Origin of the sequence: Caballeronia sp. LZ062 (assembly GCF_031450785.1) — a bacterium.
Classification (GTDB): Bacteria; Pseudomonadota; Gammaproteobacteria; order Burkholderiales; family Burkholderiaceae; genus Caballeronia.
The window spans coordinates 1,033,108-1,047,518 of sequence record NZ_JARTWB010000001.1 but is presented as its reverse complement, the minus strand read 5'-3'; the positions used below and the strand labels follow the sequence as shown (position 1 = coordinate 1,047,518).

16 protein-coding genes are annotated in these 14,411 nt (G+C 65.6%); 6 read left to right on the top strand and 10 right to left on the bottom strand.

What is annotated here, in order from left to right; genetic code table 11:
* Nucleotides 1-85: 85 nt before the first annotated feature.
* Both P9239_RS04815 and P9239_RS04810 read right to left on the bottom strand, forming a co-directional pair.
* On the bottom strand, nucleotides 86-259 hold the full coding sequence (locus tag P9239_RS04815) for a DUF3563 family protein (RefSeq protein ID WP_309749337.1): 174 nt from the start codon (nucleotides 257-259) through the stop codon (nucleotides 86-88).
* 137 nt (nucleotides 260-396) lie between these two features.
* Entirely contained in the window at nucleotides 397-1,563 is a 1,167-nt protein-coding gene (locus P9239_RS04810) for a PHB depolymerase family esterase (protein ID WP_309749625.1), read from the bottom strand.
* A gap of 292 nt (nucleotides 1,564-1,855) precedes the next feature.
* On the opposite strand from P9239_RS04810, the gene P9239_RS04805 reads away from it, so the two are divergent.
* A complete protein-coding gene (locus P9239_RS04805) occupies nucleotides 1,856-2,545 on the top strand; it encodes a phosphatase PAP2 family protein (RefSeq protein WP_309749336.1) in 690 nt (229 codons plus the stop codon).
* 13 nt (nucleotides 2,546-2,558) lie between these two features.
* On the opposite strand, the gene P9239_RS04800 is transcribed toward P9239_RS04805, so the two are convergent.
* The gene (locus P9239_RS04800) at nucleotides 2,559-3,383 is read right to left on the bottom strand and encodes a TOBE domain-containing protein (RefSeq protein WP_309749335.1); all 825 of its coding nucleotides are present in this window, start codon (nucleotides 3,381-3,383) and stop codon (nucleotides 2,559-2,561) included.
* Between the two features lie 237 nt (nucleotides 3,384-3,620).
* On the opposite strand from P9239_RS04800, the gene P9239_RS04795 reads away from it, so the two are divergent.
* Both P9239_RS04795 and P9239_RS04790 read left to right on the top strand, forming a co-directional pair.
* Entirely contained in the window at nucleotides 3,621-5,204 is a 1,584-nt protein-coding gene (locus P9239_RS04795) for an inorganic phosphate transporter (protein ID WP_309749334.1), read from the top strand.
* Between the two features lie 281 nt (nucleotides 5,205-5,485).
* The gene (locus P9239_RS04790; RefSeq protein ID WP_244849826.1) at nucleotides 5,486-5,644 is read left to right on the top strand and encodes a DUF3309 family protein; all 159 of its coding nucleotides are present in this window, start codon (nucleotides 5,486-5,488) and stop codon (nucleotides 5,642-5,644) included.
* Nucleotides 5,645-5,737: 93 nt separating this feature from the next.
* On the opposite strand, the gene P9239_RS04785 is transcribed toward P9239_RS04790, so the two are convergent.
* The gene (locus P9239_RS04785) at nucleotides 5,738-6,052 is read right to left on the bottom strand and encodes a hypothetical protein (protein WP_309749332.1); all 315 of its coding nucleotides are present in this window, start codon (nucleotides 6,050-6,052) and stop codon (nucleotides 5,738-5,740) included.
* A 23-nt stretch (nucleotides 6,053-6,075) separates the two neighbouring features.
* On the bottom strand, nucleotides 6,076-6,306 hold the full coding sequence (locus P9239_RS04780) for a hypothetical protein (RefSeq protein ID WP_309749331.1): 231 nt from the start codon (nucleotides 6,304-6,306) through the stop codon (nucleotides 6,076-6,078).
* Between the two features lie 261 nt (nucleotides 6,307-6,567).
* Between P9239_RS04780 and P9239_RS04775 the strand changes: the two genes are divergently transcribed.
* The 3 genes from P9239_RS04775 (at nucleotide 6,568) to P9239_RS04765 (ending at nucleotide 8,094) form a co-directional block, all read left to right on the top strand.
* Complete coding sequence (locus P9239_RS04775) at nucleotides 6,568-6,843, top strand: DUF2866 domain-containing protein (protein ID WP_309749330.1); 276 nt, start codon at nucleotides 6,568-6,570, stop codon at nucleotides 6,841-6,843.
* A 91-nt stretch (nucleotides 6,844-6,934) separates the two neighbouring features.
* Nucleotides 6,935-7,372: an MbcA/ParS/Xre antitoxin family protein gene (locus tag P9239_RS04770; RefSeq protein ID WP_309749329.1), complete on the top strand. Its 438-nt coding sequence runs from the start codon at nucleotides 6,935-6,937 to the stop codon at nucleotides 7,370-7,372.
* Nucleotides 7,369-8,094, top strand: coding sequence for an RES family NAD+ phosphorylase (locus tag P9239_RS04765; RefSeq protein WP_309749328.1), 726 nt, complete (start codon nucleotides 7,369-7,371; stop codon nucleotides 8,092-8,094). Before P9239_RS04770 ends, P9239_RS04765 begins: the two co-directional genes overlap by 4 nt.
* Nucleotides 8,095-8,112: 18 nt before the next feature.
* Here the strand turns inward: P9239_RS04765 and P9239_RS04760 are convergent, their stop codons facing one another.
* The 5 genes from P9239_RS04760 to P9239_RS04740 all read right to left on the bottom strand — a co-directional run bounded on the left by P9239_RS04760 (nucleotide 8,113) and on the right by P9239_RS04740 (nucleotide 14,360).
* On the bottom strand, nucleotides 8,113-9,468 hold the full coding sequence (locus tag P9239_RS04760) for a DNA topoisomerase IB (RefSeq protein WP_309749327.1): 1,356 nt from the start codon (nucleotides 9,466-9,468) through the stop codon (nucleotides 8,113-8,115).
* Nucleotides 9,469-9,558: 90 nt separating this feature from the next.
* Nucleotides 9,559-10,296 (bottom strand): metallophosphoesterase, encoded by a 738-nt coding sequence (locus tag P9239_RS04755; RefSeq protein WP_309749326.1) that lies wholly within the window; start codon nucleotides 10,294-10,296, stop codon nucleotides 9,559-9,561.
* Between the two features lie 158 nt (nucleotides 10,297-10,454).
* Entirely contained in the window at nucleotides 10,455-12,224 is a 1,770-nt protein-coding gene (locus tag P9239_RS04750) for a c-type cytochrome (protein ID WP_309749325.1), read from the bottom strand.
* Nucleotides 12,221-13,816, bottom strand: a complete 1,596-nt coding sequence (locus P9239_RS04745) for a GMC family oxidoreductase (protein WP_309749324.1) — start codon at nucleotides 13,814-13,816, stop codon at nucleotides 12,221-12,223. The genes P9239_RS04750 and P9239_RS04745 overlap by 4 nt, the downstream gene beginning before the upstream one ends.
* Nucleotides 13,817-13,862: 46 nt before the next feature.
* Nucleotides 13,863-14,360, bottom strand: a complete 498-nt coding sequence (locus P9239_RS04740; RefSeq protein WP_309749323.1) for a sugar dehydrogenase complex small subunit — start codon at nucleotides 14,358-14,360, stop codon at nucleotides 13,863-13,865.
* Nucleotides 14,361-14,411: the final 51 nt, after the last annotated feature.

The following is a 14,411-nucleotide window of genomic DNA, read 5'->3' as shown; positions in this document are numbered from 1 at the left end:
TCCCGCGCAGAGACGCGAGCAAGTAACAAAAAAGCCGGCGAATGCCGGCTTTTTTTCATCAACTGCGACTGCGCTTTCGAGCGACTCAGTGCGCCATCCACGACGGGTGACGTGCCGCTGCGCGCTGGTCCAGCTTCTTCATGCGATATTCGAGATCGTAGATGTCGGTGGCTTCAGCGAGGTACGCGTCGTCGCGCTCGCGGTCACGCTCTTCAGCGGTCTTGGTCAGGAAAAGGAAAATGCGGGAAAGCAGGAACATGATTGGCCTCGCTGGGATACTGGGGTAACTACCTATGAACGTGATTATAGGGTAATCCCTGATCCAACGCCAGCATTTACCGTTAGAACGCTGATACTAAAGACAAAATTGCAACACCCGAAACGACGCCCCGGCCGTTAGGCGACGAAGGCGGCGCGCGCGGCTTCGCTAGAGCGTCGCTGGTGCTTGAAGAACTCCCACAGCACAGCCGACGAATCCGGCCCTTTCGACGAATGGAACGCCACCGTGTCGTCGCCGCCCGCCCACGAATGGCCGAGCCCGCGCACGATCGATGTCTTCACCACGCGCCGCCCGTTCTTGAAGTAGTCGCGCACGACGCCATCGGCATGCGTTTCTTCCCGCACCTCGCCGGCGCGAGGCTTGCCCGCTGCGTCTATGAAGCCGTTCAGCCGAAGAAACTGCTGCGTCAGCTGCTCTGCATTCTGGGCCGACACAACCGAGTCGAGCTCCCCATGAAGAATGACGGCGGGCATGCCGGGATAGTCGCGCACGTCCAGCGCCGCGTCGATGAGCGTGACCGGGTCGGTGCGGCTTCCTCGGCGCATGACGTCCATCGCGCCGATTCCCGAACTTGCCTCGCCGAACACTACGCCCGAGTGCAGACCGACAGCAGCGAACATATCTGGATAGCGGACCGCAAGCATCGCGGCCAAGCCCGCCCCCGCGGACATCCCCGCCAAATAGACGCGCTCGGCGTCGAATTCGTGCTCGGCGACGGTCGCGCGGATCAGCGAGACGATGGACGCGGCCTCGCCGCCGCCGCCAGTCGCCGAATCGTCATACCAGCGCCAGCAGCGATGCGGATGATCGTGCTTTGACTGCTCCGGGTAAAGCACCGCGAAGCCGTACTTATCGGCGAGCAGGTTCATCCGCGTGCCTTGCGCGAATTCGTCCGCGGTTTGCTTGCAACCGTGCAGCATGACGACGAGCGGCATCGGTCCGAGTTCCGTTCTGGGCGGCACGTACAGCGCATACGCCAGATGGTTGACGAACCGGCCGGCGGCCGGCGGGGCCGAGTGGTACGAGCGGTCCCACTTTCCGCGCGCCCACGCCGAAGCCCGCGGCCTCACACGCGATTCGCCCATATCGGGGCGGGCGGTGACCTGCGGTGCGGACGCGGCCTTTGTCGCCGCGCCGGATTTCAGCTTGGACCGGACGGTTTTGGTTTTGGCGCGCGTGGGCTTCACGGCCGGGCGCGGTTTCGGCGGGCGAATGATATCGGCTTGGCCAGCGACCAGGCGTCTCAAGCCACGCAACCAGAGCTTGGTAAGGCTTTTCGACATTCGGCTGGTTCTCCTAAAGCATGTGTCAGATGACGCGCGGATACAGGCAAGCGTCGTGTTGCACTGCACAATACCACTAATTAAGTGGACCGGCTTGCCCGACACACGCTTTGAAGCGCGGCGTTACATATTGTTGACCACGGTTTAACGTATTTAGGCCCAAATGCGCGCAAATAGGAGTAGCTCGCGCACGCGAATTTCGTCCTCCTCCGAGCAGGTATACTTGCGCCTGCCCCACCCCGCTTGCCGCCTTACTGCCGCATCGCAGCAACCCCTATTCCCATCGAACCAGATGAATTTCGATCTACCCGCTTCGCTTTGGATGAGCATCACCGCGCTCGGCAGCATCGGCGTGATGCTGCCGGTCGGGCTTGCCGCCGCTGCGTGGCTGGCGCTCGGTTATCGCTGCAAGTACACGTTCGCATGGCTCGCGCTGCTGGGTGCGGGCAGCGCATGCGTCGCATTCAGCAAGATTGCCTTCATCGGCTGGGGAATCGGCGTGCGCACCCTCGACTTCACGGGCATCAGCGGGCATGCCTTCATGGCGACTGCGGTGCTGCCGGTCGCTCTCTTCGTCGCGCTTTTGCCGGCGCGCGGCGCACTGCGGGCGGCAGGCGTTGCCGTGGGTTTGCTGCTGGGCGTGGTGGTTGGCGGGTCGCGCGTGGTGGTCAACGCCCACTCGGTGTCGGAGGTCGTCGCGGGATGTGTGCTCGGTGGTGCCGTCGCGATTGCCTTCGCCTGGATTGCGCGGAAAGCGGAGCCGGGAAAGCTCTCGCCGACGCCCGTCGCGGCAAGTCTCGGCGCGGTCGTCGTGGCGCTGCACGGCGTGCCGGTTCCGACGCAGCACTGGATCACGGAGATCGCGCTCGGATTGTCCGGCCACGAGCGCCCCTACGTGCGAGCGCGCTGGAAGGCGAAGATCTATCGCGCGCCTGAGCGACGCGCCGATCTGCAAGTGCCGCGCGAGCGCGCCGCCGCGTAAGTTCCGGTCGGCCTCAGTCGTTGACGCCGATGATCACGCTGGACGCCTTGATCACCGCGACGGCCTTCTGGCCTTCGGCGAGTCCGAGCGTGTCTGCGCTCTGATTGGTGATGATCGCGGTGATGGTCGTCGAGTCGTCGAGGGAAAGCGTGACTTCCGCGTTGACCGCTCCGCGCGTCAGGCTGGCAATGGTCCCGCGTAACTGATTGCGCGCCGACAGCTTCGCGGGCGCATCTTCCATCACCATGACCCACGACGCCTTGATGAGCGCAAACGCGTCGCTGCCTTCCTGCAAGCCGAGCGCCTCCGTGCTTTCGTGCGTGACAACGGCGACGATGGTCTGGCCGCCCGGCAAGCCGAGTTCGACTTCGTCGTTCACCGCGCCGCGCGTGACTTTCGTGACCTTGCCTGCCAGTTGGTTTCGTGCGCTCGTTCTCATCCCCAATCTCCCGATAAGTTGCCAATCGCGTTCGAAACCTTCGATGGCTTCGCTCGCGTGCTGAAGAAACTTGCGATGCTCGCGCTCCACCGCGCGATAAGTGTCGATGAGCCGCAGCGCCGACGCCGTGAGCCGCGTGCCGCCGCCGCCCCGACCACCGGTCGCGCTCGTCACGAGCGGCTCGCCGGCGAGATTGTTCATCGTATCGACGGCGTCCCACGCCGCCTTGTAACTCATGCCGACGCGCTTCGCCGCCGCGGTGATCGAACCGGTATCGCTAATCGCCGCCAGCAACGCGATCCGTGCCGCCCCGCCGAGCGTTTCGCCGCCGCTTTTCACCCATACCGAGCCACCGAACTCAAGCGGTTCCGACGCGGCGGGGGGTGTCGTCTTGATCATCGGGTCGCCTCTTGAGTGAAACGGATGCACGAAACGCAAAACAAAACGCAAAACGCGCCGCCGGATTATATCGGCGTCTTCCGCGCAGCTCGCTGCGGTCCTTCGAACGACACATCAGAGGAAATAGGAATTGTTCACGGGGTCATGAAACCGACACACGGCCCGGGAAACATGGCCTTTTCCCTTTCCCGGCTTCCGCCCCGTCGTCGCCGGAGTTCCTCGCCCCAAGGACGTGCCATGAACCAGGTTGTTTTTCCCCAGACGCAAGGCCGCACGCCAGGACAGCGTTTCGCGTTTCTGGTGTTCCTGCTCGCCATCGCGGCGGGCGTCGTGTACTGCATCCTGCACCTGTTCGAAGATCTCGCGCCGGTGCGCGAATCGTCGGCGTTTCCGTACATCCTGCTTGCCATCGCGCTCATGATCGCGCTCGGCTTCGAGTTCGTGAACGGCTTCCACGACACGGCGAACGCGGTCGCGACCGTCATCTACACACACTCGCTGACGCCGAATCTGGCCGTCGTCTGGTCCGGCGCGTGGAATTTCATCGGCGTGCTGATTTCGAGCGGCGCCGTCGCGTTCGGCATCCTGCAATTGCTGCCGGTGGAACTGATCATCGGCGTCGGGAGTTCGCAGGGCTTCGCGATGGTCTTCGCGCTGCTCATCGCGGCGATCATCTGGAACCTGGGGACATGGGCGCTCGGCTTGCCGTCGTCCAGTTCGCATACGCTGATCGGCTCGGTGATCGGCGTCGGCCTGATGAACCAGATGCTGCACGGATCGACCGGCACGTCGGGCGTCGACTGGAGCCAGGCCGTGTCGGTCGGCAAGTCGCTGCTGTTTTCGCCGATCGTCGGCTTCGTGCTCGCGGGCTTTCTGCTGTACGTGTTGAAGCTGGTCGTGCGCGTGCCGGCGCTCTATCAGGAGCCGAAGAAGAACACGCCGCCGCCCTTCTGGATCCGCTGCCTGCTGATTCTCACGTGTACGGGCGTGTCGTTCGCGCACGGCTCCAACGACGGCCAGAAGGGCATGGGCCTCATCATGCTGATCCTGATCGGCACGGTGCCCACGGCCTACGCGCTGAATAAGGCCGTTACGCCGGCCGAAACTCAGACCTTCCTCGCGGTGAGCCACAGCGCGACCGAGACGCTCCGGCGGTACGGCGGCAACGCGGCACCGGCGCCGGACGCGCGCGCGCAGGTCGAGAAATTCGTGCAGACCAAGACGCTTGCGCCCGATACCATCGCGTCGCTGACCGCGCTGATCGGATCCATTGAATCGCAGATTCGCCCGAGCGAGACGATCGCTTCGGTGCCGCAAGGCAACGTGCGGAACGTGCGCAACGAGATGTACATCGCGTCGGAAGCGCTGCGGGTGATGGAAAAGCAGAAGACGCCGGCCTTCGCGCCTGCGGATACCGCCGTGCTCGACAACTACAAGCATCAACTCGATCACGCGACAAAGTTCATTCCGACGTGGGTAAAGGTCGCGGTCGCCGTGGCGCTCGGTCTTGGAACGATGGTCGGCTGGAAGCGCATCGTCGTGACGGTGGGTGAGCGCATCGGCAAGACGCATCTGACGTATGGACAGGGCGCGTCGGCCGAGCTCGTCGCCATGCTGACCATCGGCGCCGCCGACGTCTACGGCCTGCCCGTCAGCACGACGCACGTGCTGTCATCGGGCGTTGCGGGCACGATGGCGGCCAACGGCTCGGGCCTGCAATGGCGCACGGTGCGCAGCCTGGCGCTCGCGTGGCTGCTGACGCTGCCGGTGTCGATCGCGCTTTCCGCAGCCCTCTTCTGGGCGTTTCGCAGCCTCTTCTAACGCGGAGACCCGGCGCACGCGACGCTTTGAAAATCTTGCTCACGCCGATACCCGGTCTTTCATTTTGACAATCGCTGTCGCCGCGCGCTGCGCCGCAGACGCGTGCGGCGCCTTGCTGCTGCGCCTTGACGCTGAATGGCACGAGCTTTGCTTTTTGCTCCTCGTCGATCGCAACGCCGGACGGCCAGCGGCTGGAATGCCGCTGCGCTAAGACGTGTAAGCAGGCTGGGAGGTCCACGTCGAGCCGGATGGTGGCGCGGTCTTTTATAAGGAGAAGTCAAATGACGATCGGAACCATCCTGCTCATCATCCTCATTCTGCTGCTGATCGGCGCCATTCCCTCGTGGCCGCACAGCCGAAGCTGGGGCTACGGGCCTAGCGGTATTCTCGGCGTTGTATTGATCGTGGTGATCGTTCTGCTTTTGATGGGCCGCTTATGACATCTTGCGGGTGCCGTGAGGCGTCCGCTGCTGGTAAATGAAAAAGGGCGCTCGATTGAGCGCCCTTTTTTATTGCGTGCCGCGTTCCATGGATCAGACCCGCATGACCTGACCGTTCGGTTCGATCTTGCGGGGAATGACCGGCTCCGTCTGCTTCGTGGATGCAGCGTTTGCCCGGGGCGTGACGGCAGGTTGCTCGATGGCCGCCTTGTCGGCAATCTGCTTCACCGCCGCCGTCCCTCTGGGCTTTTTCTTCGCGGCTGCGCGGGAGGCGGTGTGCGTCCTCGCCTTGCCCTTCGCCGATTGCGACTTCACCTCCGGGGGGTTCCAGACTTCCGTGTACCGCTGCGCCGCCAACACCGGCGACGTTCCGAGCGCGAAGGCTATCGTCAGGCAGGCGAGCTTCAAGTCGTTTCGCTCCATGGTTGGACTCAGTGACCGTGACGTGCGCCGCGCGACAGGATCGCGTCCAGCGAGCGTTCGGAGGTTTCGAGTTCGCGCAGCGCGGCGTCGAGGCGGGCAAGCGAACGCGCGACAGACTGCGTGCCCCCTTCGAGAGGCGGTTCGCCCCGCGTGGCGTCGAACGCGACGTTCACGGCGCGGCTCGCGCGCATGAAGCGCTCAAGGGCGGCAGCTTCGATCGAATCGTTGCGGGAAATCATCGGCAAACTCCTCGTTGCGGACAAGCTGTACGAATATACAGTAATGCGACGGGCCGGCAAACAGGGGGCGCGCGCCGTGGTGAAAATGCCGAAGCGCCTATTGACCAGCTGGCCGCGCGTCGCAAGACGGTGACGCGCGACGTTTTGCCGCGTCGGACGAAGCGACCGGAGCGGTTAAGTCGGGCTTAATTCTCCACGAACACACTCGATTCGCGATCAGGCTCGGCCGCCACAGCCGGGCATCAACGTGAGGAAAGTGCCATGTCTGCCAACACCGCCGCCCGCCCGACGTTCGCCAATCTTGCCCGCGCCATGCGTCGCCATACCGCGCTGAAGCTGAGCCGCTGCCGCCTCTCTGCGCCGATCGAGCGCCTATGGGGTGAACCGTACCGCACCGTCGAATGGACGCTGAAGAGCGATCCGCGTGTACAACGATGCGTGCTGCGCGCCGATTGCACGCCTTCGGATATCGCGGATGCGTTGCAGTCGCACACGCCCGGCCGCCGATTCGGTCCGTCCGATGACGACGACGAATAACCCATGTAACGCGCCCGGAAGCGAGATTTATCTTGTATAAATCCAGATATGGACTAACATGCGTTAAGAGTTCCTTTGGAGACTTAACGACATGCCTCACGCCGCACGTGCCGCTTCCACAGCGACCGGCCATCCGGCACCGCGTCCGGCGCCGGATCTAAGCGACCTGTCCGCTGCCGGCCTGCGCGCCTTCTTCAAGATTGCCGAAGCTTGGGCGCTTTCCGCCGAAGAGCAAATCGTTCTGCTCGGCAAACCAGGGCGTTCCACCTTCTTCAAGTGGAAAGGCACGCCGCAATCCGCCCGGCTCGGGCGCGACACGCTCGAACGCCTTTCGCTGATTCTCGGCATCTACAAGGCGCTGCAGATTCTCTTGCCCGACCCGCAAGCCGCCGATACGTGGGTCAAGCGCCCCAACAACGCGCCGGCGTTCGGCGGACGGCCCGCATTGGAACGCATGCTCGCGGGCAATGTCAGCGATCTGGTCGCCGTGCGCCAGTATCTCGACGCAATGCGAGGCGGCTGGGCGTGACCGGAAAACAGGCTGAATCGAACTGGCGGGACCGTTGGCCGCACAGCGAACTGGACTGGTCGCCGGCGTATCGCGTGATTCCGACGCGCTTTCCCGCCGTGAATCTCTTCGACCGCGTCGCGTCACCGCAGGATTTCGACGCGCTCTATGCGCTCGAAGCCATGACCAACGACCGTCTGCGCACGGAAGTCGGCGAACTCGATCTCGTGCCGCCCGAAGAACGTTGCTTCGGGCCAGGATGCGGTCCCATCATGGCTGCTTTCACACATCTGAATCCGAACGGCAGCCGCTTTTCGGACGGCAGCTACGGCGTGTTCTATTGCGCGCGCGAGCGGCAGACCGCGATTGCGGAGACGCGCTATCACGCCAGTCTTTTTCTCGCGGCCACGAACGAAGCGCCGCTGCGTCAGCAGATGCGGCTGTACCGGGTGACGGCGCGCGGCGAAGTCGTGGATCTGCGCGGCGATTGCATCGCGCAAGCCGGTCTGAATCCGCAGATTCTCGCGCCGGACGACTACGCGCCCGGCATGGCGCTCGGGCGCGCGGTGCGGGCGGCGGGCGCGCCGGGCATCGTGTATCCGTCGGTGCGCGATCCGCGCGGCGAATGTCTGGCCGCGCTGCGCACGACGCTCTTGCGCGACTGTCATCACGCCGCGTATCTCGAATACAACTGGAACGGTCACGCAATCGATTGCGTGTTCGAGCTGAATCAGGTCGGCTAGCGCGCGCCTCGATTCGCGTTAGTTGATGGCGACGGCCGTCGAACTGCGCGTGCGCGACAGCTTCTTCGTCGCGGGCCGCGCGGCCTTCGGCGACGTCTTGCGCGCCACCGTCTGAAGCGCCTGCGCCGCAGCGCCCTTCGCGCTTCCCTTCAACGCGCCCGCGCGCGCCTTCTGGCTCGATTCGGCCAGCAGGCCGGTCAGCCGTGCATCGCTTGCCGCAGCGCCCTTGCGGTTTGCGCGCGCCGCCTCGCGTGCGCGGCGCTTCGCGTCCTTTTCCAGAAAGATGACGAGCGCGGCCTCGTCCGTCTTGAGCCCGTGCCGCCGCGACGCCGGCAGCGCCTCGGCCAGCTCGCCCGCCTCGAACGCCTCGATCACGGCCGGATGCACGTAGCACTTGCGGCACACGGCCGGCGTGTTACGCAGCAGTTGCGACACTTCCTTGATCGTCCCGACCACGTGCTTGCGCGCTTCCGTCACCGTCTCCCACTGGAGCTTGCGCAGCGCCGCGAGCGCGAACACGCTGCCGGCCCACGTGCGGTAATCCTTCGCGGTGAAATCCGCGCCGGTGATCTCGCGCAGATAATCGTTGATGTCGGATGAATCGACGGAATGGCGCTCGCCGTCGGCGTCGAGATACTGAAAGAGGTCTTGGCCCGGCAAGTCCATGCACCGCTTCACGATCCGGGCGACGCGCGCGTCGCTGACGGCGACGTCATGCTCGATGCCGCTCTTGCCGCGAAACTTGAAACGCAGCGTCCCCGACGACACTTTCAGATGCCGCTTTCTGAGCGTCGTCAGTCCGTATGAGCGATTTTCCCGCGCATATTCCTCGCTGCCGATGCGAATCAGCGTCGTATCCAGCAGGCGCACGACCGTGGCGAGCACTTTGTCGCGCGGCATGCCGTCGAGCGCGAGATCGCGTGACACGCGCGCACGCAGTTTCGGCAGCACCGCGCCGAACGCGAGCATGCGCTCGTACTTGTTGGCGTCGCGCGTTTCGCGCCATTGCGGGTGATAGCGATACTGCTTGCGGCCGCGCGCATCGCGGCCCGTCGCCTGCAAGTGGCCGCGCGAGTCAGGACAAATCCAGACGTTGGAATAAGCGGGCGGAATCGCGAGCGCGTTGATGCGCCGGATCTCCGCTTCGTCCTCGATGCGCTTGCCCTGCGTGTTGAAGTAGACGAACGCGCCGTCGATCCATTCGCGCGTGTAGCCGCGACGGGAATCGTCGACGTAGCGCAGGCCGGGCGGGAGTTCTTCCGCGAGCGACTGCGCGACGGCGTTCTGCGCGTCGCGCGATTCTTCCGCCGCCCCGTTGCCGCCTCGGCGTGCGGCGTTCTGTCCAGCGTTTCGTCCGATCCTCGCCACTTGCATGCCTCGACTCGTTGCTTTCGATTCGTAGCGAGTTTCAAAGCAACGCGTGTGCCTCGGTGATGATGCCGCGCATCGAAAACGCGCCGACGCTCAAGGGAAGGCGAGTTCCCGCGCCCCTTCCGATGCCGCCCAGCGTTCCTTGACGGACCAGATTTCATCGCTGCCGACTTCGACGATGGTAAGCCGCCCTTCCGCCGCGAACGCTCCCGTGTCGACATAAATCTGCGAGCCGATCTGCCGCACCGCGCGCATCGGCGTGTGGCCGCAATAGGTCGGCGAAAGCCCGAGTTGACCCGAGGGATCGGCATTTCCGAGCGCGAGGCTTCGGCCCCACAACATCTGACTGCGGGTGTCTTCCGAGAAGACGCCGACGTCCAGGTCGGCGTCGCTGCCGAAGAACTCGGCGTGCAGCACGTTGAAGCGCCGCTCGCCTTCGCCGACCACGCGCACGAGCGGCAGCGTGGAAAGCCGCGTGGCAAGCGCCGCCAGCCGGTCGTCGGGAAGCGTCTCCGCCCACGCGCCGCCGATGGCGTACCACGATTGCCGCCGCATCTGCCCCGCTGCGACCGCGATCAGCGAGTCCTCGTGATTGCCGAGCACGGGATAGAACCAAGGCTTGTCGATGAGTTCCACCGCCGCCAGCGAGTCCGTGCCGCGGTCGACCAGATCGCCGACCGAAAACAGGCGGTCGCGTGAGCCGTCGAAGCGGATTTCGCTCAAGAGATAGCGCAGCGCATCGACACAGCCATGAACATCGCCGACGACGAAATCGCGGCCGATATCGTTGGCGGGATGCCTGCAAACGGCGGAATAGGTAGGATCATTCATGCGTCGATCTTAGCGCCGGGTCAATGGAACGTGTGCGTGTTGGGTCGCTTTCGCTGCGATTCTGCGTGCATTGCGTGCGGCTTTCGTGCGGCTTCGGTGCGCCTGCCCGACAGCGAGTCCATTTCAGTTTTCTGGGAATCGGGCCATGCGACGCACCATTATTGCGCGATCGAGCGCAGCCGTGCGACGTCTTCCGCGCGAGTGGTCGCACGCGGGTCGCCGAACTGCCGTGTCAGGTAATTGCTGAGAGCCGCGATGTTCTCGTCCAATAGCGACGCGCCGAACGCGGGCATGAACGCCGGGGCATCGCGGGTTTCGCGGTTCACGCCGTGCAGGATCACGAGGACGAGGTTGCTTGTGTCCATCGAGCCGAGCGCGGCGGTCAGCGCGTCATGTACGAGCGACGGAAAGTGGTCGCCCGAGCCTTCGCCCGTGATGCCGTGGCAACTCGCGCAGGCTGCGGCGTAGAGGCGAGCGCCTTCGGGGTTGGCGGTATTGGCTGTGCTGGTCGCGGATTGTGGGGCTTTTGCGGCGCCTGCCGTTTCGCGGGTCGGGTTCGTGGAGGCATCCGGCGTTCTTGCGGGCCCTGCGCTGTCGCTGTTTGCGTCCGCCGCAGTTCGTGCGTTTTTCGCGGGGCCTGCCGTGTCGTGGTTCAGGCTCGTCGCCGCGTCTGACGTTCTTCGGGGGCCTGCGCTGTCGCGATCGAAGTCGATCGCAGTTCCTGCGTTTCTCGCAGCGCCTGCCGTCTCGCGATTCGGGCTCGTCCCCGCATCCGACGTTTTTCCGGGGACTGCGCTGTCGCGATTAGAGTCCGCCGCGCTTCGTGCGTTGTTCGCGGCGCCTGCCGTCGTTTGACCTGAACGCGTCGCGGCATCCGGCGGTTTTCCGTGGCCTGCGCCGTCGCGATTCGAATCCATCTCGGCTCGCGGATCTCGCCGCCCGCGAGCCTTTTCGCCTTCGAACGCGCCCGCCGCATCCAGCGCCGTGACGTCCGCCCGCCCGGCCGCGCCGAAGCTCCATCGCGAGCGCGCGCCGTTCTGCGCTGCGACGACCGGCATCGAGCGAAGATACGTCACCATCGCCCGAAGATCGTCGGCGGTCAGGAACTGCGTGCCGTTCGCCACCACTTCCGCCATCGGCCCGACTGCATACGCGCGTCCCGGCGCGGCGCCGCTCGCGAGATAGCGCAGCAATTCGTCGTCGCGCCAAGCGCCGATGCCCGTCACGCGATCCGGCGTCAGGTTGCCCGCGGTCCAGCCCGCCACCGACGCGCCGCCAAGCCGCTCGCTCTCCTTCAGCCCGCCGATCACGTTGCGCGGCGTATGGCATTGTCCGCAATGCGCGAGGCCTTCCACGAGATACGCGCCGCGATTCCACTCCGCGCGTTTGCCCGCGTCCGGCACGAACCGGCCCGGCGAGAAATTGAACGCGTTCCACGCGATCATCAGCCCGCGCCAGCCGAACGGAAATCGCAGCGCGTGCGGCGGCGGCGTGTAGCGCACGGGCGGCACCGTCGCCAGATAGGCGCGCATGGCGAGCACGTCCCCGTCGGAAAGCCGTGTGTACGACGTGAACGGAAACGCGGGATAGAGACGCTCGCCATTTCTGCCGATGCCCTCGCGCATCGCGCGCACGAACTGCGCGTCGGTCCACGCGCCGATGCCCGTCGCGCGATCGCTCGTGATGTTCGGCGTGTAGAACGTGCCGAAGCGCGTTTGCATCGCGCGGCCACCCGCGAACGGCCGCGCCGGGTCCGCCGTGTGGCACGCCACGCAGCCGCCCGCGCGCACCAGATATTCGCCGCGCGCGACGCTCGCGGCCCGCGCCGGCGCAGGCGTCTGCCCGCGCCCCGTTTCCGCCGCGAGATGGCCGAACGCGGCCGTGAGCGCGAGCATCGCCCGCAAGAGGAGCGAACGCCGCCGCGTCATCGCAGCGACGCTTCGATGGTGCCCGCAAGCCGCAGCGCGAGCGCGGCAATCGTCAGCGTGCAGTTGACCGAGCCGCCCGCCGGCATCACGGCGCTCCCGGCGACGAAGAGATTCGGGTGATCGTGCGCGCGGCAGTCGGCATCGACGACGGAATCGCTGGCGTCGCGTCCCATGATCGCGGTACCCATGATGTGGCTGCTCGGCTCGAGACCGTCGTCATGCTCGATCTGCTCGCCGCCGAACCATCCCGCGATCTGGTCGAACAGCGCACGCGTATCGGCGGCGCTGCGGCGCACGTAGTCGTCGATGGCGTAGCGTATTTCCGGGCGCGGCAGGCCGAGCACGTCCTTCTCTGCGGACAGCGACACGCGGTTGTCGGGCGACGCCAATTGTTCGTGAAAGCTGCCGAGCGTCAGCCGTCGGGCGGATTGCTCGCGAATTTGCCGGTCGAGTTCGCCGCCGCTTAGCCCCGCTTCAATCAGGTTCGAGGTGACGACGAGCGTCGGCGACGCATTCGACAGATGCAGCTTTTTCGCCGCTTGCTGCGCGCGGAACGGGCCGTCGCGGAAATCGACGACCGAGCTCATTTCCACCGGCCCGCGCCCCGGCCAGAGCGCCTCGTTTGCGAGAAAGCTCACGGCGACGCCGGGATGGTCCATCAGATTGCGTCCGACCTGATCCGACGCATTCGCGATGCCTTTCGCAAAGCGCGCCGACGCGGACATCAGCAGGAGCTTCGGCGTCTCGATGCCGTTCGCCGCGATCACGAAGCGCCTGCCGGTCACGCGCGTGCTCACGCCGTTCGGGTCCTTGTAATGAATCGCGACGATCTCGCCCTTGTCGTTCGCCTCGATGCGATACGCGACCGCCTGCGCGATCAGCTTAGCGCCCGCGCGCTCGGCCTTGTCCGCGTGCGTCGCGCCGTGATACAGCGCGCCGATGGGGCACACGGGCATGCAACTGTTCGCGCCGCAGCACGGCGGCCGCCCGTCATACGCGCGGCTGTTGCGCGCCATCGGCTCGGGAACCGCGCGCAGCGACTGCGCGGCGAGCACTTGCGCGAACCGCTGGTCGAGATAAGAAAGCGGCAACGGCGGCATCGGATACGGCGTGGAGCGCGGCGAACCGAGATCGACAACGGGGCCCGCCACGCCCAGTTCGTTTTCGGCCTGCCCGTACCACGGCTCCAGCGTTTCGTAGGGAAACGGCCAGTCGCGCCCGACGCCATGCAACGTGTGCAACCGAAAGTCCGCCGGCAACAGCCGCCACGCCGCGCCCGCCCAATGCCACGTCGTGCCGCCGACGAGCCGCAGATATTGCGGCTCGTATGCCTTCGCCCCGCGATTCACCAGATAGCTGCCCGGATTCATCGGCTCGGGACGCGGCGCGTGACGCGGGAGCGGATACGGCGCGGAAAGATCGCGCTTCTCCGGCGCGCGCCGGAAGTTCTCGACGATCTGCCAGCGCGGAAGACGCGGCCCCGCTTCGAGCAGGATGACCGACGCGCCCGCCTTCGCCAGCCGGTACGCGACGAGACTGCCCGCCACCCCCGACCCGACGATGACCACGTCCGCCGCTGTCGATCCCGCCATGCGCTTGCCTTCGTTCGTCGTTGTCGTTTTGGAGTCGAGGTGTCCGTTACGGCTTTTTCGCCCAGTCGGCCGGCTCACCGCGGCAGTACGAGGGAACCGTGAGCATGTCGCGGACGGGATCGAACATCAGTGCGCGTTCGAACGCAACGACCTCCGCCTGCTCGCCTTCGCCGGCGACGCCCAGATACCACGCGCGCATCACGCTGCCGACCGCCTTCGCGAGATCCGGCTGCGTCGCCCGTAGCGCGGCGGTCACGACATCGCTCGGCGTGCCGCCGTGCGTCGAAAGCCAGTGATCGAGCCGCTGCATCTTCGCGTCGAAACCGGCTTCGGCGCGAGCCAGCGCCGCGTGCACGCGCTCCGCGACGAGCGGATCGAAGCCCGCGCGGCCGGTCAGCTTCATCGACACGGCGATGAACGTATCGAAGGCCGCCTCATCTGCGGACGCCGCCCGCGACGGCGCGAACGCGATCGCAGCCGACGCGCCCGCGCCCGCCAGCATTGCGCGACGCATCGCGAAGGACACGCGCTTACGTTCAGCCATCGGTCATCCTCATGTCGATGTAAGGCGCATCAGTAATAATCGGTGCCGTCC

Bases quoted from the DNA above. Each gene is read 5' to 3' on its own strand.
- P9239_RS04815 (WP_309749337.1), bottom strand. From the start codon at position 259: ATGTTCCTGCTTTCCCGCATTTTCCTTTTCCTGACCAAGACCGCTGAA.
- P9239_RS04810 (WP_309749625.1), bottom strand. From the start codon at position 1,563: ATGTCGAAAAGCCTTACCAAGCTCTGGTTGCGTGGCTTGAGACGCCTG.
- P9239_RS04805 (WP_309749336.1), top strand. From the start codon at position 1,856: ATGAATTTCGATCTACCCGCTTCGCTTTGGATGAGCATCACCGCGCTC.
- P9239_RS04800 (WP_309749335.1), bottom strand. From the start codon at position 3,383: ATGATCAAGACGACACCCCCCGCCGCGTCGGAACCGCTTGAGTTCGGT.
- P9239_RS04795 (WP_309749334.1), top strand. From the start codon at position 3,621: ATGAACCAGGTTGTTTTTCCCCAGACGCAAGGCCGCACGCCAGGACAG.
- P9239_RS04790 (WP_244849826.1), top strand. From the start codon at position 5,486: ATGACGATCGGAACCATCCTGCTCATCATCCTCATTCTGCTGCTGATC.
- P9239_RS04780 (WP_309749331.1), bottom strand. From the start codon at position 6,306: ATGATTTCCCGCAACGATTCGATCGAAGCTGCCGCCCTTGAGCGCTTC.
- P9239_RS04775 (WP_309749330.1), top strand. From the start codon at position 6,568: ATGTCTGCCAACACCGCCGCCCGCCCGACGTTCGCCAATCTTGCCCGC.
- P9239_RS04770 (WP_309749329.1), top strand. From the start codon at position 6,935: ATGCCTCACGCCGCACGTGCCGCTTCCACAGCGACCGGCCATCCGGCA.
- P9239_RS04760 (WP_309749327.1), bottom strand. From the start codon at position 9,468: ATGCAAGTGGCGAGGATCGGACGAAACGCTGGACAGAACGCCGCACGC.
- P9239_RS04755 (WP_309749326.1), bottom strand. From the start codon at position 10,296: ATGAATGATCCTACCTATTCCGCCGTTTGCAGGCATCCCGCCAACGAT.
- P9239_RS04750 (WP_309749325.1), bottom strand. From the start codon at position 12,224: ATGACGCGGCGGCGTTCGCTCCTCTTGCGGGCGATGCTCGCGCTCACG.
- P9239_RS04745 (WP_309749324.1), bottom strand. From the start codon at position 13,816: ATGGCGGGATCGACAGCGGCGGACGTGGTCATCGTCGGGTCGGGGGTG.
- P9239_RS04740 (WP_309749323.1), bottom strand. From the start codon at position 14,360: ATGGCTGAACGTAAGCGCGTGTCCTTCGCGATGCGTCGCGCAATGCTG.